This window comes from Pseudomonas sp. SST3, from assembly GCF_003325755.1.
In genome coordinates this window covers 18,890-38,943 of record NZ_QORI02000028.1, presented here as the reverse complement: position 1 = coordinate 38,943, position 20,054 = coordinate 18,890, and the positions used below count along the sequence as shown (strand labels likewise).

Genomic DNA, 20,054 nt, shown 5'->3' with positions numbered 1-20,054 from the left:
GGCTCAGCGGGCCTGTACGACGATGATCCGGTCGTCGCCATGCTGGCGAACGAAGGCGTAAGGCGATTCGGACAGTTGCCGATGACTCCCCGCGCCTACGGCCGGATGGCGGGCACGGAATTGGCCGAGACGCTGCCAGTGCTCGATCAACGCGGTGATCTCCGGTCTGGCGTGATCGTCCCAGTTCATGTCCGAACGCGTGCCCTGATAGGGGTCGGAACCGGTAGGGCCGAAGGCCCGCGCGCTTTCGTCGCCATAGTAGATCTGCACCGCGCCGGGGCTCAGCAGCAAGACGCTGGCGAGGCCATGCTGGCGTAGCAGATCGCCGTCGTGCTGCGCTGTGAACAGTGATGTGTCGTGGGAGGACGCGTAGCTCATGAAGTTGTGCCCCGGATTGTCAGCCAACAGCTTGGCGTAGTGCAGGTAGCTCTTCTCCGCGCGGCGCAGGCAATCACTGGCCACGCCGGCAACCTCCTGCTGGAAGGCAAAGTTGATCAGCGCATCGAAGCCGTTGGCCTGATAGTCGCTGGTCTCCGGCCCGTGACCGAATACTTCACCCACCATCCAAAACGGCTCGCTCGCCATCGGGTCATCCGGATTGGCTTTTGCCCAATCTCTGCGCGCCTGGTCGGCCTGCTGCCGCAGCTGTGCCCAGGCTTCCGGTTCGACATGCATGACAGTGTCGGCACGAAAGCCGTCGACGCCGAATTCGCGCACCCAGTTGGTCAACCATTCAGTGAGGTAATCGCGCACCCGGTAGTTGTCACGCTCGACGGCGCGGGTCGGCTGCTTATGGCGAAGAAATTCCGGCAGGCCGACCGGCGTGTCTGCCTCGGTGCGAAAGTCTGGCAAGAAAGCCAATGAGCCCTTCAGCGGATCCACCAGTACGCTCGGCGGAGCAGGGTAGTCGGCGATGCCCGCGCGTACCCAATCCTTGCCCCACCAGCGGGACCAGGCGGGGTGATCGTAGTCGATCAGGTTGTGGTAGGCGTGCAGGTTTTCGTACGGCTCCGGCTGCCAGGCCGTCCAGCGTTCGGGCAGGTATTGCGCCATGCCTTCGCGCAATGCGCCGAACCCGTAGCCTTGCATATCGGCCAGGGTCGAATAGCCGGCGTGGTTGAGCACCACATCGAACAACACGCGAATCCCCCGCGCATGGGCGCCGGCGATGAGTTCGCGCAGGTCGGCCTCGCTGCCCATGTTGGCGTCCAGCTGGGTGTAATCCAGCGCGTAATAGCCGTGGTAGGCGTAGTGACGGAAGTCGCCTTTGTCGCCGCCACCGACCCAACCATGGATCTGTTCGTAGGGTGCGCTAATCCACAGCGCATCGACGCCCAGCTTGGCGAGATAGTCGAGCTTGCCGGTCAGGCCTTTGAGATCGCCCCCGTGGAAGGTGCCGATCTCTTGCGCGCCGTCAGGCGCCCGGCCATAGCTGCGGTCGTTGCTCGGGTCGCCGTTGGCAAAACGGTCGGTGAGGGCGAAATAGACGGTCGCGTTGCGCCAGTCGCGAGGCTGCTCTGATGGCGCGTCAGCCGCTTCGAGCAACAGCAAGCCGTTGCTGTCCGGTGCCGGCGTCAGTTCGACCTTGCCGTGCTGCACGATGGCCGTGTTGCCGCTGTAGGCGTCGCGCAACTGCTGGCCGTTCTCGAACACACCGGCAACCGGGACCTGTACGGCGTTGCCGTTCCATGGACGACAGGCCTGTTCCGGGGGCTCATTGGTCTGGCGGATCGGAACCAGTCGCAGATTGGCGTCGTCGCCGGTTTGCACCAGCAGGCGGTAGCGGCCCGGTTTCACCACCTTGAAATCCAGGCGGCTGCCGGGCTTCAGTTCGTGCCGCTGGAAGGGTTTGAGTGGCTCACGTTCAGCCGCGTCATCGCCTAACTGCAAGATGCCTGTCGGCAGCTCCAGCTCGGCCGCGAAGCGATCATCAGCCAGGGTTTTCCAGGCCGGCTGCAGCAGCTGACCGTCAAGTCGGATAGGGACTTGTGGTTCTGCTTGCACAACGGGTGCGAGCAGACCGAAACAAAGGGCTAGGATAGATGGACTAAGGGGCGGCAGAGGGCGCATGTCCGGCTCCGGCTAGGCGGGGAAGATGGCGCTATTCAAGCCTGTTTTCACCGCGTCGTGCAGGCTGAGAAAGGGCGATTCGAGCGCTGCGCGAACACAGCGCGAAGACAAAACTACGCCCTGCTTCTACGCCCCTCTTCCTCCCCCGGAGGAGGATGTTTTAGGCCACGGGCAGGGCGAGTATGAATGCTCTGCGAGACCGCCCGACGGCAAGCAGAACGTTGTGGATCAAAAATAAGAAGCCACGAGGAAATACCAAGATGAATAAAAAGCTGTTTGCAGCGGCCGCGATCGGTCTATCCGCAACCTTGAGCCTGCCGCTGTCCGTCCAGGCCGCCATCGAAGAAGGCAAGCTGGTCGTCTGGATAAACGGTGACAAGGGCTACAAGGGACTGGCCAAAGTCGGCGAGAAATTCACCGAAGAGACCGGCATTCCAGTTGAAGTCGCCCATCCAGACGCCGCCACTGATAAGTTTCAACAGGCGGCGGCCACCGGCAACGGGCCGGACATTTTCATTTGGGCCCATGATCGCCTTGGCGAGTGGGCGCAGAGTGGGCTGATTTCTCCAGTCACCCCTAGCAGCAAGACCCAAGCCGAAGTGGCCGATTTTGCCTGGGAAGCAGTGAGCTACAACGGCAAGCAGTGGGGTTATCCCATGGCCGTGGAAGCGCCCGCGCTGATCTACAACAAGGCACTTGTGCCGACCCCACCGAAGACCTTCGACGATGTCTTGACGATCCACAAGGACCTCGCCGCCAACGGCAAGCGCGCGATTCTCTGGGATTACAACAACACCTACTTCACCTGGGCCTTGCTGGCGGCCAATGGCGGCTTTGCTTTCGCTGATACCGGCTCGGGGTATGACGTCAGCCAGACCGGCGTCAACAACGAGGGCGCCAAGCAGGGCGCCATGGTGCTCAAGGAGCTGATCGACCAGGGCGTGATGCCCAAGGGCGCCGATTACAGCGCCGCCGAAGCGGCCTTCAACAAGGGCGAATCGGCGATGTTCATCAGCGGACCCTGGGCCTGGTCGAACATCCGCAAGAGCGGCATCGACTTCGGCGTGGCGCCGATCCCTGCGGTGGGTGAAAGCCCGAGTAAGCCTTTCTCCGGCGTGATGGCGGCGACCCTCAACGCGGCCAGCCCGAATCAGGCGCTGGCGGTCGAATTCCTGGAGAACTATCTGCTTCAGGTCGAGGGGCTGAAAGCCGTGAACGCCGACGTGCCGCTGGGCGCGGTGGTGAACAAAGAATTCATGGCCGAGCTGTCCGACGATCCGCTGATCAAGGCCACGTTCGAAAGCGCCGAGCAGGGCCGTCCGATGCCGAACATTCCGCAGATGGGCGTGTTCTGGTCGGCCATGGAGCCTGCCCTGACGAACATTACGTCCGGTCGCCAAAACGTGGATGCCGCCCTGGATGACGCCGCCAAACGCATCGTCAAGTAACGACAACCCGCAGCCGCAGCCGGGGACGCCTGCGTCTTCGGCTGCGCGCCTTGAGGCCCAGATCCCGATGTCTGCCGTGAATGTTCCCGTCGAAATGCCCCGTCGCGCCGTGCCGAAGCTGTCCATCCCCAGGTTGCCAGCCGCGATGCGCTGGGGGATATGGTTGGTCTGCAATGCCTTCGCGCTGTACCTGATCGTTGCGCTCTACGCCCAGGGTCAAACCGTGTTCGCCCTGCTCGGACTGGTGATTGCCGGGATCGCCAGTTTCGTCTTCGTCAATCGCCGCGCCTACGCCCATCGCTACATCTTTCCGGCCGTGGCCGGGATGCTGATTTTCGTCATCTTCCCGCTGCTGTACACCGTAGGGATCGGCTTTACCAACTACAGCGGCACTAACCTGCTGAGCTTCGAGCAGGCGCAGCATTATCACCTCAGCCAGACCTATCTGGCGGGCGAACGCTTCGGCTTCAGCCTGCATCAGAATGCTGACGGCGAAATGCGCTTGAGCGTCGACAAGGGCGAGCAGGGTGTCTGGGTGTCCGCGCCGCTGCAAGGCGAGCCGCAGCCAGACGAGCCACTGGATCTGAGCCCGGTCGGTGAGGTGGCTGACCTGGGCAAGGCCTTGCCGCTGCGCGAGGTGATCCGTCTGCGCAACCAGCTCGAACAATGGGTGTTGCGCGGCAACGACGGCCAGTTGCTGCGTCTGTATGGCCTGCGCGAAGTGGCAGCGGTCGAACCCTTGTATCGCCGGCAGGAAGATGGCTCGCTCATCAACAACCAGACTGGCGAGCACCTGATCGCGAACGACGAGATCGGCTTTTATGTCGACGCGGAGGGCCAGCGGGTCGCGCCGGGCTATACGGTGTATGCCGGCGGGAGCAATTTCGCCAAGGTACTGACCGATCCGAAGATCCGCGGGCCGTTCCTGCAGATCTTCGTCTGGACGGTGTGTTTCGCCGCGTTGACAGTGGTCTTCACGCTCGCAGTAGGGCTGGTCCTGGCCAGTTTGCTGCAATGGGAGATGGTGCGCGGCAAGGCGTTCTACCGGCTGATGCTGATTCTGCCGTACGCGGTGCCGGCGTTCATCTCGATCCTGGTGTTCAAAGGCTTGTTCAACCAGAGCTTCGGCGAGATCAATCTGATGCTCGACAGCCTGTTCGGCATGCGTCCGGCCTGGTTCAGCGATCCGACCCTGGCGCGCAGCATGATCCTGCTGGTGAACACCTGGCTCGGTTACCCCTACATGCTGCTGTTGTGCATGGGCCTTTTGCAGGCGATTCCACGTGATCTCTACGAAGCCTCGGCAATGGACGGCGCGACGCCGCTGGACAATCTGCTGAAAATCACCCTGCCGCTGCTGATCAAGCCGCTGGCACCGCTGCTGATTGCGAGCTTCGCGTTCAACTTCAACAACTTCGTGCTGATCACGCTGCTCACCCGCGGCGGTCCCGACATCCTCGGCACCACCACGCCAGCAGGGACGACCGATCTGCTCGTCAGCTACACCTACCGCATCGCTTTTCAGGACTCGGGGCAGAACTTCGCCCTGGCTGCCGCCATTGCCACGCTGATCTTCATCGTCGTTGGCGCCATGGCCTGGCTGAACCTGAAGCTTTCCAAGGTCAAGGTCTGAGGAATATCCGTATGGCCATGGTTCAACCGAAATCCGTCAAATACCGCATCTGGATGACCCATGCGGCGCTGCTCGGCTTTGTCGCGCTGATCGTGTTCCCGCTGCTGATGGTGGTGTCGATCTCCTTCCGCGAGGGCAACTTCGCCACCGGCAGCCTGTTTCCGGAAAGTCCGACGCTGGAGCACTGGTCGCTGGCGCTGGGCATTCCCTACGTCCATGAGAACGGGGCCGTCAGCAACCCGCCATTCCCGGTGCTTACATGGCTGTGGAACTCGGTGAAGATCGCCCTGATCAGTTCGTTGCTGATTCTCATGCTCTCGACCACCAGCGCCTATGCCTTCGCCCGGCTGCGTTTCGGCGGCAAGGGGCCGATCCTCAAGGGCATGCTGATCTTCCAGATGTTCCCACCGGTGCTCACGCTGGTGGCCATCTACGCCTTGTTCGATCAGCTTGGCGAGCACGTCAGCTGGCTCGGCGTGAATACCCACGGCGCGGTGATCATCGCCTCGTTGGGTGGCATGGCGCTGCATATCTGGACCATCAAGGGCTACTTCGAAAGCATCGACGGCTCGCTGGAAGAGGCTGCCATCGTCGACGGCGCCACCACCTGGCAGGCGTTCGTGTACATCCTGCTGCCGATGAGCGTGCCGATCCTGGCGGTGGTGTTTATCCTCGCGTTCATCACCAGCATCACCGAGTACCCGATTGCGTCGGTGCTGTTGATGGACGTGGACAAACTCACGCTATCGGTCGGTGCCCAGCAATACCTTTACGACCAGAACTACCTCTGGGGCGACTTCGCGGCCGCGGCGGTGCTCTCCGGCCTGCCGATAACCGTGGTGTTCCTGTATTGCCAGAAGTGGATTGTGGGCGGTTTGACCGCCGGTGGGGTGAAGGGTTAGCGCGTCGTCGCGTCGCCAAGATGCGTCACGACACCGGAACAGGGAATGGACCACGGGAGACGACCATGAACGCCGCAATACCTGAGCCTTTGCCGCTGATACCGGCAAAGCTGAGCATGCCGCCGATGCCAAGCGGTTTGCTGGTGCGCCTACGGCTGGATGAGTGGTTCCAGCGCCTCGGCGACGTGCGTCTGGCGGTGCTGCACGCACCCAGTGGCTTTGGCAAGACCACGCTGGCCTGTCAATGGGCGCGCGCCTTTGACGGCCGGGTCGCCTGGTTGCAGCTTCACCCTGGCGATAACGATGCCCGTCAGCTCGGTCGCTACCTGCTGCATGTCATCGATGCGCAGCTGGAAGCGGGTTGCCCGCGCAGTTTGTTGCTGGCGAAGCAGGGCGGTGAGGCATTCGACACCCTGCTCACCTACCTGCTGGCGGAGCTGCCGGCGGACCACGAACCCTTGCTGCTGGTACTGGACGATTTCGAAACGTTGAACAACGCGGAGGTCATCGCGGCGCTGCGATTCTTCCTGCGGAACATGCCGGCCTGGTTGACCCTTCTTGTCTGTAGTCGCGGCCTGCCCGAGCTCGGGGTGGCCGATCTGCGCGTCAAACATCAATTGCTGACGGTGGATGCGCCGCATCTGGCGTTCGAAACCGACGAAGTGGAGGCCCTGCTCAATCTGGGCCTGCCGGTGACCGTCAACCGCGAACAAGTCGAACGCCTCAACCGGCGTATCGGTGGCTGGCCCTGTGCACTGCAGCTGGCCCTGCAGGAAGTGCAGACCGGCCGTGGCATGGACCTGTTTCTGGAGAACCTGCAGCTCGGTCATCCCTATATCCGCGACTATATGCGCGAACAGGTGATGAGCCAGCTGGGCTCGGCGACGCTCGCGTTCCTCCAGGCCACCTGTCTGCTGGATCGCTTCAACGCGCCTTTGGCCAATCGGCTCACCCAGGGCAGCAATGCCCGCGACATGCTCGAGCAGCTCGAGCGCAGTGGCTTGTTCGTCCAGCCGCTCGACAGTCTGCGGCAGTGGTACGCCTACCATCCGCTGTTTGCGATTTTCCTCCAGGGCGAACTGAGCACTCACCAGCCGCAGCGAATGTCGGATCTTCATCTACGCGCCGCCGAGGCGCTGATGGCCGAGAGCATGCCAGAAGAGGCCGCACGGCATGCCGTGCAGGCGGGGTGCCCGATACGGGTCGGCGAGGTGCTGGAGCGCCATGGTCGGCAGTTCTACCGTCAGGGTCGGCTGGGGCTGTTGCAGCAGTGCCTGGAAACACTGCCGGACCAGGTCATCGCCGGGTCGCCGCTGTTCACCCTGTTGCAGGCCTGGGTGTCGCAGAACTCTTATCAGTTCGATCAGGTCGAGCGGTGGTTCAAGGCCGGCGAGCAGGCGTTGCAGCACAGCTGTTCGGACGAGGAGTGGGCGCGCATCGTCGGTGAATTCAATGCCGTGCGCGCGCAGGTGGCGATGAACCGTGGCGATGAACAGCAGGCGATCGCCCTGGCCCGTGAAGCGCTGATCCGCGAGCCCTTGATCATGCGCACCTCCAAGGTGGCGGCACTGTCGGGTCTGGCTGAAGCGCACTTCGTCCAAGGGCTGTTGCCCCAGGCGCAACAGCAGTACGAGGAGGCAGAGCGCCGCGCCCGGGACATTCGCGCCTCGCATCTGGTGGTCTGGAACCTTGGGCAGTTGTCGGAAATCGCCATCGCTCAAGGCTATCTGCAGAAGGCCTATTCGCTCCAGGAACGGGCGATTCAGTACGTCGAGCAGGCCGACCTCCAGGCCACGCCGATCATGGAATTCATCTACCGGGTGCGCGGCCAGGTATTGCTCGAATGGCACCACCTGGATGCAGCCGAGCAATGTGCCTTGCAAGGCATTCAGATTCTGGAAGACGTAGGGGATCGCTGGCTGCTGCAATGCTACGCGCTGCTCGCCGGCGTCGCCCATGCACGTGGCCAGCAGAGCGCGTGCGCCGATTACATCGGCAAAATCCAGAGCATGCTTGCCGGTGATAACTATCACGTCGATTGGCTGGCCAATGCTCATGCGGTCATGCTCAGCTACTGGGATTCGACCCAGGACAAGACGGCCATCCAGCAGTGGTTGCTCACCGCACCGGCTCTCGAACGCGGCCTCAACCACTTCGCCCAGTACAACGGCCGTAATCACGCGCGTGCGTATCTGTCCTTGAAGCAGGCGGACAAGGCGCTGCCGATCCTCAGGCAGCTGCAGATCGAGGCGGAGCAGCACGGCCTGATCATGGATCTGAACCGCAACCACATTCTTCTCGCGCAGCTGCATTGGCAGCGCGAGGAGCGCCAACAGGCGCTGGACCATCTGCAGTTGGCGCTGACACTGGCCAGCAGCACGGGCGCCATCGGCAGCTTCCTGCGCATCGGCAAGCTGATCATCGTCATGCTCAAGGCATTGCAGCATGAGCGCCCGCTCGACGAACTCGAGGCCCAGCGCGCCGATCGCGTGATCCAACTGGCGCAGCAGCAGCGCGATTTCAGCCGGGCGATCCGCATCACCCTCGACGAAGCGGTGATTCAGGACATCATCAATCGCCCCGATGTGCCCGAGCTGATCCGGCATTCGCCACTGACACGGCGCGAATGGCAGGTGCTCAGCCTGATCCATGCCGGACAATCCAACGAGCAGATCGCCGAACACCTCAACGTCGCGCCGACCACCATCAAGACGCATATCCGCAGCCTGTATCAGAAGCTCAACATCACCCATCGCAACGAGGCCGTGCAGTTGGCGCGCAGCCTGTTGAGCAAGATCCAGGGCGAATAGCGGAGCGTATTGCCTGAGCGATTGCGCATCCGGCAGGTCCACGGCCGGATGCTTTTTATGTCCCGCGGGAGCCAGACATGCCGATGACTGAAAAACAGAAGATGCTGACCGGCGAACTGTACCGGCCAGGCGACCCCGAGTTGCAAGCCGATCAGGCCGCGGCCAAAGCCTGGATGGTGCGCTATAACGCAGCGCTCGCCGAAACACCGGCGCTGCGCCGGGCCTTGCTGAAGGAACTGCTGGGAAGCGTAGGAGAGGGCGCAGTGGTGCGGCCGCCGTTTCACTGTGATTACGGCTACAACATCCACTTGGGTGACGATGTGTTTTTCAACTTTAACTGCGTGATTCTGGACGTGGCTGAGGTACGCATCGGTACCGGCACGCAGATCGGGCCAGCCGTGCAGATCTACGCCGCCGACCATCCGCGTGATGCACAAGAGCGCCGTAGCGGCCTCGAATTCGGGCGTCCGGTGGTGATCGGTGAGCACGTCTGGATTGGTGGGGGTGCCATTATCCTGCCGGGCGTGACCATCGGCGACGACGCTGTGATCGGGGCGGGCAGTGTGGTGACTCGAGATGTTGCGGCGGGTGCGACCGTGGTGGGTAATCCGGCCCGTAGCCGCCGATAGCGGCAGGAGGAGTGGCAGCCGGCGCTAGGCCGGCCGCCGGTACCGCTTACTGCTGGGTGACGATGGCCATGTTGCCCGAGCCCATCTGCGACACCATCGCAGCGTTGCCCATGCCGCTCTGGTCGAGGATCGCCTGGTTGGCAGTGCCACCCTGCAGCACTTGAGCCAGATGACCTTCGCCGGTCTGCGTCAGGCTGACTTCGTTGTCCGAGCCGTAGATCTGCTGGATGTCGGCGACGTTGAGGTCGCCGTCCTGCACCACATCCACGCGGTTGTTGTCGCCATAGCTCGAACCTGTCAGCTCGTTGCCATTGCCGGTCTGGCTGGCGGTGAGCAGGTTGTCGGTGCCATCCTGAGCAAAGTCGATCAGATGATCAGCGCCTTGCTGGGTGACGTAGGCTTCGTTGTACTCACCAGTCTGCTGCAGCGAAGCCGTCTGGAAGCTGCCATCGAGTTGGTCGACGGTGATGTAGTTGTTGTCGCCGGTCTGTTCGGTGGTGGCGCTGTTGCTTTCGCCAGCCTGAAAGATATCCGCGCTGTTGGATACGCCGTCCTGGTAGATCGAGGCGGTCTGCAGCGAACCGCTCTGGTCGATGTAGGCCTCGTTCATCATGCCGATGGACTGGATGCTGGCCGAGTGGTCCGATCCTTCCTGGCTCACTGATGCAACCTGCAAATCCCCTTGCTGATTGATTTCGGCGCTCGAATCGAAAGCATTGACCTGGTAAACGGCCGCGTCATTACCGTTACCTTCCTGAGTGACGATCGCGTCATTGCCCGCGCCGCCTTCCTGCCACACCAGCGAGATGTTGTCGTTGCCGACCTGACGCTGCTCCGAAACGCTCGATTCAGTGTTGCTCTGGATGGTTTCGGCAAAGTTGTCGTTGCCTTCCTGATCAGTCACGGCAGTGCTCAGATCAGCGGCGGTCTGTTCGGTGATGGCGGTGTTGTAGCTGCCTGCCTGGTACTGGCGAGCGCTGGCACCGAAGGAATCGTTCTGGACGATGCTCGCGTCATGGTTGTCGCCGTCTTGCAGCTGGATCGCTTCGCTCTGCTCGGTCGAGTTCTGCACGATGTCTGCACGGTTCAGAGTGCCAGTCTGGGTCTGGACGGCATCCGACAGCGTGGCCTGATTCTGGGTGACCATAGCATCGTTGTTGTCGCCGATCTGCGACTGATAGGACAGGTTGTCCTGACCGCCGGTCTGGGTGACTTCGGCAATGTTATCGGCACCGGACTGGTTCTGTTCTGCGCTGTTGTCGTCGGCGTAGGCCTGAGTGGCCAGGATCGCAATGATGGCGGCTGCGAGGGGCTTGCACTTGAACATGAGGTCTCTCCATGAAGGGTGGATGCGTGTCGCTCCTGACTGGTGCGGCGGCGCGGGAAGCCTGCTCAGCGCAGCAGCTACTGCAGTGTCAGTCCTGGAACTGAACCGATCCTATAACTTCCTCGTGACAGATAAGTGTCGATTCGCTTGTTGATTGACGGTTTTATGGCGAAAGGCGGCATGCCAACAGCGATCGGGTGGCGGGCCTCGACTAGCCAGTTGGCGGCACTACGCCCCCCGTTCGGCCCGTCTCTACGCCCGGTCCTTACGCCTCGGTAATCCATGGTCGGGAGGATGTTGCGGCGGGTTGACGCACCTAGAGTGGCGGCGTGTTCCCCCCAAACATCGAAGGTTGGTTGTATGAATCGCAATGACTGGTGGCGCGGCGGCGTCATTTATCAGGTTTACCCGCGCAGCTTCTATGACAGCAATGGCGACGGAGTTGGCGATCTGCTCGGTGTGGTCGAGAAGATCGACTACATCGCCAGCCTGAACGTCGACGCCATCTGGCTATCGCCGTTCTTCACCTCGCCCATGAAAGACTTCGGTTACGACGTCTCCGACTACCGTGGCGTGGACCCGTTGTTTGGCACGCTGGAAGACTTCAAACAGGTCATCGACGTGGCCCATGCGCGCGGCATTCGCATCCTCATCGACCAGGTGCTCAACCACTCCTCGGACCAGCACGCCTGGTTCAAGGAAAGCCGTTCCAGTCGCGACAACCCCAAGGCGGACTGGTACGTCTGGGCCGATGCGAAAGATGACGGCACTGCGCCCAATAACTGGCTTTCCGTGTTCGGCGGGCCGGCCTGGACCTGGGACAGCCGCCGCAAGCAGTATTACCTGCACAATTTTCTCTCCAGCCAGCCTGACCTCAACTTCCACTGCGAAGCGGTGCAGCAGCAGCTGCTCGACGACATGGAGTTCTGGCTCAAGCTGGGTGTCGACGGCTTCCGCCTGGACGCGGCGAACTTCTATTTCCACGACCGCGAGTTGCGTGACAACCCGCCGAACCATGACATTCGCGAAGGCAGCATTGGTGTGCGCGCCGATAATCCCTACGCGTTTCAGAAGCACATCTACGACAAGACCCAGCCAGAGAACCTCGACTTTCTGCGCCGCATTCGGCAGTTGCTCGAGCGCTACCCGGGCAGTGCGACTGTGGCTGAGATTGGCTGTGACCATTCGTTGCGCACCATGGCGGCGTACACCGGCGGCAGCGATACGCTGCATATGGCCTATTCGTTCGATCTGCTTACCGAGCAGTGCAGTCCGGGCTTTCTGCGCCACACCATCGACAGTGTGGAGCGCGAGCTGGTGGATGGTTGGCCGTGCTGGTCGATCGGCAACCACGATGTGGTCCGGGTCATGAGCCGTTGGGCGCTGGCCAATCAGCCGGATCATGCCCGCGGACGGATGTTCATGGCGATGCTGCTGAGCATGCGCGGCAGTGTCTGCCTCTATCAGGGCGAAGAGCTGGGTCTGGATGAAGCCGAGTTGCAATTCGAGCAATTGGTCGACCCCTACGGCATCCGCTTCTGGCCCGAGTTCAAAGGTCGCGATGGTTGCCGCACGCCGATGCCCTGGCACGACCAGGACCAGCACGGTGGCTTCAGCCGCGAGCAGCCCTGGTTACCATTGGCCGATCAGCACCTGCCGCTGTCGGTAGCTGCACAAGAGCCGGAGCCGGACTCCATGCTCAACATATATCGACGTTTCCTCGCCTGGCGTCAGGATCAACGCCTGCTGATCGAAGGTAGCATGCGCACCGTCTACGATGATGAGGCGCTACTGGTGTACGAGCGTCGGCTGGATGACGAGGTATGGGTATGCCTGTTCAATATGGGCGATAGCGCGCGGCACTTTGATCTGTCGGCACCGGTCGAAGGGCTCGATGTGCCCTCGGCGACCGCGGTTTTTGACGGTCACGGCGTACACTTGCCCGCTCATGGATTCGGATTCGCTCGTCGGCTCGGATGACCCCGCGGACCCCGCCGCGCGTCGTCGCGGCGGTTGCTTGAAGGAGAACAACAACAATGGCCAGCGTAACCCTGCGGAATATCTGCAAGAGCTACGACGAGGTGCCCATCACCTGCGGTATCGATCTGGATATCGCTGATGGTGAGTTCGTGGTGTTCGTCGGCCCGTCCGGCTGCGGCAAGTCGACCCTGCTGCGGCTGATTGCCGGCCTCGAGGACGTCACTGACGGCGAGCTGCAGATCGACGGCGAACGGGTCAACGAACTGCCGCCGATGGATCGCTCGGTGGGGATGGTGTTTCAGTCCTACGCGCTTTATCCGCATATGAGTGTCGCGGAAAACATGGCGTTCGGCCTGAAGCTGGCGAAAATCGACAAAGGCGAGATTTCGTCGCCGAGTGGACTCGGTGGCGAAGATCCTGCAGCTCGACCAAATGCTCGACCGCAAGCCCAAGGATCTCTCCGGTGGGCAGCGCCAGCGCGTGGCGATCGGCCGGACCATGGTGCGCGAACCCAAGGTGTTTCTCTTCGACGAGCCATTGTCGAACCTCGATGCCTTTCTCCGCGTGCAGATGCGCATCGAAATCTCGCGCCTGCATCAGCGCCTCAAGGCGACCATGATCTACGTGACCCATGATCAGGTCGAGGCCATGACCCTGGCCGACAAGATCGTCGTGCTCAATGCTGGGCGCATCGCCCAGATCGGGCCGCCGCTGGAGCTGTATCACTACCCGACGAACCAGTTCGTGGCCGGCTTTATCGGCTCGCCGCAAATGAATTTTCTGCCGGTTCGCGTGTTAGGTGCGGATGCCGACTCGGTCGAGGTCGAGATGCCTGGCGGCAGCGCCATGCGGGTAGCGGTGGATGGTAGGCAGATCAAACCGGGTGATGCGTTGACGCTCGGTGTTCGGCCTGAGCATTTCGTCGATCCTGAGCAGGCGGATTTCGTCTTCAACGGCGAGATTGCGGTGGCTGAGCGGCTTGGCGATCACAACTTGCTGCACCTGAATCTAGAGGGCGTTGAAGCGATGGTGGCGGTGGCCAGCGATGGTAATCGTCGTGTCGCAGAAGGCCAGGAATTCGCTATCGGCCTGCTGGCTAACAAATGCCATCTGTTTCGCGCTGATGGCGAAGCCTGCACACGACACTATCGCGAGCCTGCGCTGCACGGCTGATGACACGGCAGCCGGCGCTTCACCGGCTGCCGTTCTTACCACGCCTCAGTGGCTGAGTTTTAGACCGAGCAAGCCCATGCAGATGAGCAATACGCTGCCCAAGCGGAACAGGCTCATCGATTCGCCGAACAAAATGATTCCGGCGATTACGGTGCCCACCGCACCCACGCCGGTCCAGACGGCGTAGGCGGTGCCTAGCGGCAACTCCTTCATCGCCAGACCCAGTAGACCCAGGCTGGCCGCCATGGCAGTGATCGTTAGAACGGTAGGGAATGGGCGGGTGAAGCCCTCGGTGAACTTCAGGCCAACGGCCCAGCCGATCTCGAACAGACCGGCAAGAAACAGAATTATCCAGGACATACGCACCTCGACAGGACGGTGATTGGGTGGGGCCGTCCCCGGTGAGTCTGTACAGCCTGAGGTCGTCCTCAGCAGACGCTATTTTGCACACCTACGAAGTCCGGGCAAGTAGCCCGGACCTATGGCGCCTCGACGATCAGCGAACCTGCCGTTCGTCATCCTTCATTCGACGGTAGAAGGTTGCCAGTAGCGCGCCGGAGAGGTTGTGCCAGACGCTGAACAGCGCGCTGGGCACCGCTGCCAGTGGCGAGAAATGGGCGCTGGCCAGGGCGGCACCCAATCCAGAGTTCTGCATGCCGACTTCGATCGATAGCGTCTTGCGTTGTGCCAGCGGCAGGCCGAAAAGGCGCCCGACAAAATAGCCAATGCCGAGCCCAAGGCTGTTATGCAGAAACACTACCGCCATGATCAGCAGACCGGATTCGGCGATCTTCGCCTGGCTGGCTGCAACGACTGCCGCGACGATGATCACGATGCTGACCACCGAAACCAGCGGCAGCACCTCGACTACCTGATGCACCCGGTTACCCAGCAGGCGGCGCGCAACCAGGCCTAGGGCAATCGGCAGCAGCACGATCTGTACGATGGAGATGAACAGCGCGCCGAAGTTGACTGGCAACCAGGCCGAAGCCAGTAGCCAGATCAACGCAGGTGTCACCAGCGGCGCGAGCAGGGTGGTCACTGCGGTAATCGAGACCGAGAGCGCCACGTCCCCCCGGGAAAACCAGGCGATCACGTTGGAGGCGGTGCCGCCCGGACAGCAGCCGACCAGGATGACTCCGACGGCTATCTCTGCCGGCAGGCCCAGCACCTGGCACAGCAACCACGCCAGCGCCGGCATGATCAGGAATTGTGCTCCGACCCCCAGCGCCACCCACAGCGGACGGCGAGCCACCTCGGCGAAGTCGGCTGCTTTCAGGGTCAAGCCCATGCCGAACATGATCAACCCCAATAGCGGGACGATCCAGGCGGTGGCAGGACGGAACCAGCTGGGCTGGAAGAACGCGAGAACGGCGAACAGCAGGACCCAGAGGGCGAAGGTGTTGCCGACAAAGCGGCTGAGGGCGGCGAGGGCACGCATCGGGCTTACCTTGTAGTTATGGAGGGAACGCCGTCAGCGTGCTGACGGCGTGCAAGGCAGTTTAGATGCCCTGCGGAATCTCCTCACCACCCAGGGCTTCGAACAGCGCGGGGAGGAATTCCTTGAAGGTCAGCATCATCAACAGGAAGCTGGCGTCCTGCTGACCGAGGTCGTCGTCACCGCCGTCCTGCTCAGCCTGATCCTGAAGCAATTCCTCGAAGCGCAGACGCTTGATCACTAATTTATCGTCGAGCACGAAGGACAACTTGTCCTGCCAGCCCAGCGAGAGCTGGGTGACCTGCTTGCCGACTCCCAGATGCTGCTGGATTTCGTCACTGGTCAGGTCCTGGCGCTTGCAGCGCACTACACCGCCATCTTCATGGGTATCGCGCAGCTCGCACTCGTCGAGCACGAAGAAGTCCTCCGCAGCTTTCTGGGTCTTGACCCAGTCAGTCATGGTTGCCGAGGGCGCGATCTTTACAGTCAACGGGCGCACCGGCAGCGAGCCGATGGCTTCGCGCAGGGTCGAAAGCAGGTCTTCGGCGCGCTTGGGGCTGGACGCGTCGACCAGAATCAGGCCCTGCTCTGGTGCGATGGCGGCGAAGGTGCCGGACTTGCGAATGAAGGCCCGGGGCAGGAAAGACTGGATGATGTCGTCCTTGAGCTGATCGCGCTCTTTCTTGTAGACCTTGCGCATCTGCTCGTTTTCGATCTCGTCCACCTTATCCTTCAGCGCGTCCTTGACCACGCTGCCGGGCAGGATGCGCTCTTCCTTGCGCGTAGAGATCAGCAGAAAGCCTTGGCTGGCATGCACTAAAGGTGCGTCTTCGCCTTTTCCGAAGGGCGCGACGAAACCGTAAGTGCTCAGCTCCTGGCTGGCGCAGGGTCGAGCGGGCTTGGCGGCCAGTGCGGTTTCAAGTGTCTCGACATCGAAAGGGACGTTCTGAGTGAGACGGTAGACGAGCAGGTTGCGAAACCACATGGCGATTGAAACTCCGGTAAAAGCAAAGCGCGCATTATTCCCCTCCCTGTAACGCAGGCCAACCCTGAAAACTCGCGATGCCGATGGAAACCGCAAAAACGGGCATAAACAGTGGGTTCCCTAAGTCTTTGTAAGTTCTTCAATTTTTTTTTCAAAAGGGGGTTGCCAAGGTTCGGAACCCTCTCTAGAATGCGCCCCACTTCGAGAGCAAACGGGTGATTAGCTCAGCTGGGAGAGCATCTGCCTTACAAGCAGAGGGTCGGCGGTTCGATCCCGTCATCACCCACCACTCGAGGTTTAGCGCAGCGGTAGTTCAGTCGGTTAGAATACCGGCCTGTCACGCCGGGGGTCGCGGGTTCGAGTCCCGTCCGCTGCGCCATATTTGCCATCAAGGACCGCTGAACGCCTTGATAGCTCGAAAGAAAGCGACCTTAGGGTCGCTTTTTTTTCGCCTTCGTTTTGGGTTTCTCATCTGTTTGTGCGTTTCGTGCGGCACTTCCTTACTTTGCATTGTCTTTACGTATTACGTCGGTACGCTCGGTAGCCACTGTTAGTGGGCGACTGTTAAGCTCCGGCAATCGATTTGCTTCACCCCTTCACGCGTATTTAAGGAAACAGAATGAGACATCAACGTTTGGCGTCTGCGATAGCCCTGGTTGGCCTGGTCCTGGCGGGCTGTGATTCAGAAACCAGCGCCAAGCTGGAGACTCCGGCGCAGAAAGCCTCCTATGGTATCGGCCTGAACATGGGTAAGAGCCTGGCTCAGGAAGGCATGGCTGATCTGGACTCGAATGCGGTTGCGCAGGGCATCGACGATGCCATCGGCAAGAAAGAGCAGAAGCTGACGGATGAAGAGCTGATGGAAGCCTTCGCCTATCTGCAGACGCGCGCCGAAGAGCGCATGGTCGAAATGAACAAGGAGGCCGTTGCGGCCGGGAAGAAATTCCTTGAAGAAAACGCCAAGCGTGAAGGCGTGAAGACCACCGAATCCGGTCTGCAGTACGAAGTGATCAAAGAAGCCGAAGGCCCTCAGCCGGGTCCGAATGACATCGTTACCGTTCACTATGAAGGCAGTTTGACCGATGGCACCGTTTTCGATAGCTCGATCAAGCGCGGCACGCCGATCGATCTGCCTGTCGGTGGTGTGATTCCGGGTTGGGTCGAAGGTCTGCAGCTGATGCATGTGGGTGAGAAGTACAAACTGTACATCCCGAGCGAGCTTGCCTATGGCGAGCAAAGCCCGAGCCCGCTGATCCCGGCCAACTCGGTGCTGGTCTTCGACCTTGAGCTGCTGGGCATAAAAGGCGACGAGAACGAAGCCGCTCCGGCCGCTGAGTCCGAGGCCGAAGTTGGCGAATCGGCTGAGAACGCCGAGGCGCAATAAGCACCGCCGTATAACAAACGCGCCGATGCGGGGCGTTTTCGTTTCTCGAGATAAAAGCTTTGTGCGGACCTTTGCACGTCAGGATTTTCGTAGGAGCGAGCTTGCTCGCGAATAATGAATAATGCGGGCCCGGATCAGCGGCTTGGCGCGGTTCGCCAGCAAGCTGGCTCCTGCAGGGTTACCGGGATATCTGCCGCGAATCCTTCGGCTGGCGATGCTCTTTGTAGGAGCGAGCTTGCTCGCGAACAATGGGGCGTGCGGGCTCGGAGCAGCGGCTTAGCGCGGTTCGCCAGCAAGCTGGCTCCTACAATGTCGCGCGAATACCTGCTCGACCACAGAACACCGACCCGCCATGCTCTTCGTGTAGGAGCGAGCTTGCTCGCGAACAATGGGATATGCAGGCTCGGAACGGCGACCGGGCGCGGGCAAGCCGGCTCCTGCAGGTCGTGAGAGCCTGGCGGATACAAAAAGCCCCAGGTTTTCACCTGGGGCTTTGAAGTTGGCTCCGCGACCTGGACTCGACTGCGCAGCAGAACGCGCTTCAGCGCGGCCCCGAAGGGGTGAGGCTTGCCGAATAACCTGGGACGAAGTCCCTGGGGAGACTCCAACGGATACAAAAAAGCCCCAGGTTTTCACCTGAGGCTTTGGAATTGGCTCCGCGACCTGGACTCGAACCAGGGACCCAATGATTAACAGTCATTTGCTCTACCGACTGAGCTATCGCGGAACAGCGGTGCGTATCCTAATGATAACTAAGGGGAAGTCAACCCCTTGCCGGTCACAGAACCTGCACGATGGCGTCGGTCACGTGGTCCAGATTTTTGTGGTTCAACGCCGCTGCGCAGATGCGGCCCGTGCCGATGGCGTAAACGCCGAACTCGGCGCGTAGACGCTCGACCTGGGCCGCGGTAAGACCGGAGTAGGAGAACATGCCGCGCTGCTTGGCAACGAAGCTGAAATCCTGCTTGGCACCTTTCTCGGCCAGTTGGCGGACCATCGTCAAGCGCATGTCTCGAATACGGGTGCGCATCTCGCCCAGCTCGGTTTCCCACATAGCACGTAGTTCCGGGCTGTTGAGAACGGCGGAGACCACGGTGGCGCCGTGGGTGGGTGGGTTGGAATAGTTGGTGCGGATGACACGCTTGATCTGCGAGAGCACGCGTGCCGATTCGTCACGGCTCTGAGTCACCATCGACAGGGCGCCGACACGTTCGCCGTACAGCGAGAACGACTTGGAGAAGGAGCTGGAAACGAAGAAGCTCATGCCTGAGTCGGCGAACAGTCGCACGGCGGCGGCGTCTTCTTCGATGTTGTCGCCGAAGCCTTGGTAGGCGATGTCGATGAATGGCACGTGGTCATTGGCGCGCAGCACTTCGAGGATCTGCTTCCAATCCTCCGGCTGCAGATCGACGCCGGTCGGGTTGTGGCAGCACGCGTGCAGCACGACGATCGAACGGGCTGGCAGGTTCTTCAGGTCTTCCAGCATGCCGGCGCGGTCGATGCCGTGGCTGGCGGCGTCATAGTAGCTATAGTTCTGCACGGGGAAGCCAGCGGACTCGAACAGGGCGCGATGGTTTTCCCAACTAGGGTTGGTGATGGCAACGACCGCGTCCGGCAGCATGCGCTTGAGAAAGTCCGCACCGATTTTCAGCGCGCCGGTGCCGCCCAATGCCTGAGTGGTCACCACGCGACCGTCTGCTACCAGTGCGGAGTCGGCACCGAACAGAAGGCCCTGAACGGCCATGTCATAGCTGGCGATGCCTTCGATCGGCAGATAGCCACGAGGTGCGTTCAGCTCCAGGCGTGCCATCTCGGCGGCAGCCACGGCACGCAGCAACGGAATTCGACCTTCTTCGTTGTAGTAGACGCCAACGCCCAGGTTGACCTTGTTCGGCCGCGTGTCGGCATTGAAGGCTTCATTGAGGCCGAGGATCGGGTCGCGCGGCGCCATTTCGACAGCGGAGAACAAACTCATGGTGGGGAGGCTCGAAGAGAAGGAGGTGAATGAAACAGCACCCTCGCTTCGGCGCGGAGGGGCGTGCGCAAACGGGGCAAGAGTATAACGGCCCTGGCCCTTCGTCGCGATATGCTGGGGCGGTTTTTCTGATGAGGCGAGGCTGTTTTAATTGCCTCATTGCCTCATTGCCTCATTGCCTCATTGCCTCATTGTCTCGCTCGCGCTGTGCTGACAGGCGGCGCACTTGATATCTCGGCGCTGGCCGCATTGAATGGTCGGTCGTGTTTGTCCTGCAGCGCATCGTGGCAGCACCTTGGG

At 61.3% G+C, this 20,054-nt stretch carries 13 protein-coding genes, 3 tRNA genes and 1 pseudogene; 10 read left to right on the top strand and 7 right to left on the bottom strand.

Going from position 1 to position 20,054, the window contains the following annotated elements:
* Nucleotides 1-3: 3 nt before the first annotated feature.
* Complete coding sequence (locus tag DQ405_RS20630; protein WP_168425906.1) at nucleotides 4-2,070, bottom strand: alpha-amylase; 2,067 nt, start codon at nucleotides 2,068-2,070, stop codon at nucleotides 4-6.
* Nucleotides 2,071-2,330: 260 nt separating this feature from the next.
* On the opposite strand from DQ405_RS20630, the gene malE reads away from it, so the two are divergent.
* The 5 genes from malE (at nucleotide 2,331) to DQ405_RS20605 (ending at nucleotide 9,492) form a co-directional block, all read left to right on the top strand.
* A complete protein-coding gene (gene malE, locus DQ405_RS20625) occupies nucleotides 2,331-3,518 on the top strand; it encodes a maltose/maltodextrin ABC transporter substrate-binding protein MalE (protein WP_168425905.1) in 1,188 nt (395 codons plus the stop codon).
* A 94-nt stretch (nucleotides 3,519-3,612) separates the two neighbouring features.
* Nucleotides 3,613-5,151 carry a maltose ABC transporter permease MalF gene (malF, locus tag DQ405_RS20620; RefSeq protein WP_446730902.1) on the top strand — a complete coding sequence of 513 codons (1,539 nt, stop codon included), beginning with the start codon at nucleotides 3,613-3,615 and terminating at the stop codon, nucleotides 5,149-5,151.
* Nucleotides 5,152-5,162: 11 nt separating this feature from the next.
* Nucleotides 5,163-6,053, top strand: coding sequence for a maltose ABC transporter permease MalG (gene malG, locus DQ405_RS20615; RefSeq protein ID WP_168425903.1), 891 nt, complete (start codon nucleotides 5,163-5,165; stop codon nucleotides 6,051-6,053).
* A gap of 65 nt (nucleotides 6,054-6,118) precedes the next feature.
* Nucleotides 6,119-8,863 carry an HTH-type transcriptional regulator MalT gene (gene malT, locus DQ405_RS20610; RefSeq protein ID WP_168425902.1) on the top strand — a complete coding sequence of 915 codons (2,745 nt, stop codon included), beginning with the start codon at nucleotides 6,119-6,121 and terminating at the stop codon, nucleotides 8,861-8,863.
* 77 nt (nucleotides 8,864-8,940) lie between these two features.
* Nucleotides 8,941-9,492: a sugar O-acetyltransferase gene (locus tag DQ405_RS20605; RefSeq protein WP_168425901.1), complete on the top strand. Its 552-nt coding sequence runs from the start codon at nucleotides 8,941-8,943 to the stop codon at nucleotides 9,490-9,492.
* Nucleotides 9,493-9,538: 46 nt separating this feature from the next.
* Here the strand turns inward: DQ405_RS20605 and DQ405_RS20600 are convergent, their stop codons facing one another.
* The gene (locus DQ405_RS20600; RefSeq protein ID WP_168425900.1) at nucleotides 9,539-10,819 is read right to left on the bottom strand and encodes a hypothetical protein; all 1,281 of its coding nucleotides are present in this window, start codon (nucleotides 10,817-10,819) and stop codon (nucleotides 9,539-9,541) included.
* 360 nt (nucleotides 10,820-11,179) lie between these two features.
* On the opposite strand from DQ405_RS20600, the gene DQ405_RS20595 reads away from it, so the two are divergent.
* Entirely contained in the window at nucleotides 11,180-12,799 is a 1,620-nt protein-coding gene (locus DQ405_RS20595) for an alpha-glucosidase (RefSeq protein ID WP_168425899.1), read from the top strand.
* Between the two features lie 56 nt (nucleotides 12,800-12,855).
* Nucleotides 12,856-13,972: pseudogene (malK, locus tag DQ405_RS20590) on the top strand (maltose/maltodextrin ABC transporter ATP-binding protein MalK).
* 45 nt (nucleotides 13,973-14,017) lie between these two features.
* Here malK and sugE read toward each other — a convergent pair.
* The 3 genes from sugE to rdgC form a co-directional block, all read right to left on the bottom strand.
* A complete protein-coding gene (gene sugE, locus DQ405_RS20585; protein ID WP_168425898.1) occupies nucleotides 14,018-14,332 on the bottom strand; it encodes a quaternary ammonium compound efflux SMR transporter SugE in 315 nt (104 codons plus the stop codon).
* 136 nt (nucleotides 14,333-14,468) lie between these two features.
* Nucleotides 14,469-15,413 carry a bile acid:sodium symporter family protein gene (locus DQ405_RS20580; RefSeq protein ID WP_168425897.1) on the bottom strand — a complete coding sequence of 315 codons (945 nt, stop codon included), beginning with the start codon at nucleotides 15,411-15,413 and terminating at the stop codon, nucleotides 14,469-14,471.
* Nucleotides 15,414-15,474: 61 nt separating this feature from the next.
* On the bottom strand, nucleotides 15,475-16,395 hold the full coding sequence (gene rdgC, locus DQ405_RS20575) for a recombination-associated protein RdgC (protein ID WP_168425896.1): 921 nt from the start codon (nucleotides 16,393-16,395) through the stop codon (nucleotides 15,475-15,477).
* A 213-nt stretch (nucleotides 16,396-16,608) separates the two neighbouring features.
* Between rdgC and DQ405_RS20570 the strand changes: the two genes are divergently transcribed.
* The 3 genes from DQ405_RS20570 to DQ405_RS20560 all read left to right on the top strand — a co-directional run bounded on the left by DQ405_RS20570 (nucleotide 16,609) and on the right by DQ405_RS20560 (nucleotide 17,779).
* Nucleotides 16,609-16,684: transfer RNA gene (locus DQ405_RS20570), tRNA-Val, on the top strand.
* A gap of 13 nt (nucleotides 16,685-16,697) precedes the next feature.
* Nucleotides 16,698-16,774 (top strand) — tRNA-Asp (locus tag DQ405_RS20565).
* A gap of 240 nt (nucleotides 16,775-17,014) precedes the next feature.
* Nucleotides 17,015-17,779, top strand: coding sequence for an FKBP-type peptidyl-prolyl cis-trans isomerase (locus DQ405_RS20560; protein WP_168425895.1), 765 nt, complete (start codon nucleotides 17,015-17,017; stop codon nucleotides 17,777-17,779).
* Between the two features lie 651 nt (nucleotides 17,780-18,430).
* On the opposite strand, the gene DQ405_RS20555 is transcribed toward DQ405_RS20560, so the two are convergent.
* A tRNA-Asn gene (locus DQ405_RS20555) sits at nucleotides 18,431-18,506 on the bottom strand.
* A 51-nt stretch (nucleotides 18,507-18,557) separates the two neighbouring features.
* Nucleotides 18,558-19,754, bottom strand: a complete 1,197-nt coding sequence (locus tag DQ405_RS20550; RefSeq protein ID WP_168425894.1) for an amino acid aminotransferase — start codon at nucleotides 19,752-19,754, stop codon at nucleotides 18,558-18,560.
* Nucleotides 19,755-20,054 lie beyond the last annotated feature (300 nt).

Excerpts from the sequence above, each read along its gene's own strand:
- DQ405_RS20630 (WP_168425906.1), bottom strand. The coding sequence starts at position 2,070 with ATGCGCCCTCTGCCGCCCCTTAGTCCATCTATCCTAGCCCTTTGTTTC.
- malE (WP_168425905.1), top strand. The coding sequence starts at position 2,331 with ATGAATAAAAAGCTGTTTGCAGCGGCCGCGATCGGTCTATCCGCAACC.
- malF (WP_446730902.1), top strand. The coding sequence starts at position 3,613 with ATGCCCCGTCGCGCCGTGCCGAAGCTGTCCATCCCCAGGTTGCCAGCC.
- malG (WP_168425903.1), top strand. The coding sequence starts at position 5,163 with ATGGCCATGGTTCAACCGAAATCCGTCAAATACCGCATCTGGATGACC.
- malT (WP_168425902.1), top strand. The coding sequence starts at position 6,119 with ATGAACGCCGCAATACCTGAGCCTTTGCCGCTGATACCGGCAAAGCTG.
- DQ405_RS20605 (WP_168425901.1), top strand. The coding sequence starts at position 8,941 with ATGCCGATGACTGAAAAACAGAAGATGCTGACCGGCGAACTGTACCGG.
- DQ405_RS20600 (WP_168425900.1), bottom strand. The coding sequence starts at position 10,819 with ATGTTCAAGTGCAAGCCCCTCGCAGCCGCCATCATTGCGATCCTGGCC.
- DQ405_RS20595 (WP_168425899.1), top strand. The coding sequence starts at position 11,180 with ATGAATCGCAATGACTGGTGGCGCGGCGGCGTCATTTATCAGGTTTAC.
- sugE (WP_168425898.1), bottom strand. The coding sequence starts at position 14,332 with ATGTCCTGGATAATTCTGTTTCTTGCCGGTCTGTTCGAGATCGGCTGG.
- DQ405_RS20580 (WP_168425897.1), bottom strand. The coding sequence starts at position 15,413 with ATGCGTGCCCTCGCCGCCCTCAGCCGCTTTGTCGGCAACACCTTCGCC.
- rdgC (WP_168425896.1), bottom strand. The coding sequence starts at position 16,395 with ATGTGGTTTCGCAACCTGCTCGTCTACCGTCTCACTCAGAACGTCCCT.
- DQ405_RS20560 (WP_168425895.1), top strand. The coding sequence starts at position 17,015 with ATGAGACATCAACGTTTGGCGTCTGCGATAGCCCTGGTTGGCCTGGTC.
- DQ405_RS20550 (WP_168425894.1), bottom strand. The coding sequence starts at position 19,754 with ATGAGTTTGTTCTCCGCTGTCGAAATGGCGCCGCGCGACCCGATCCTC.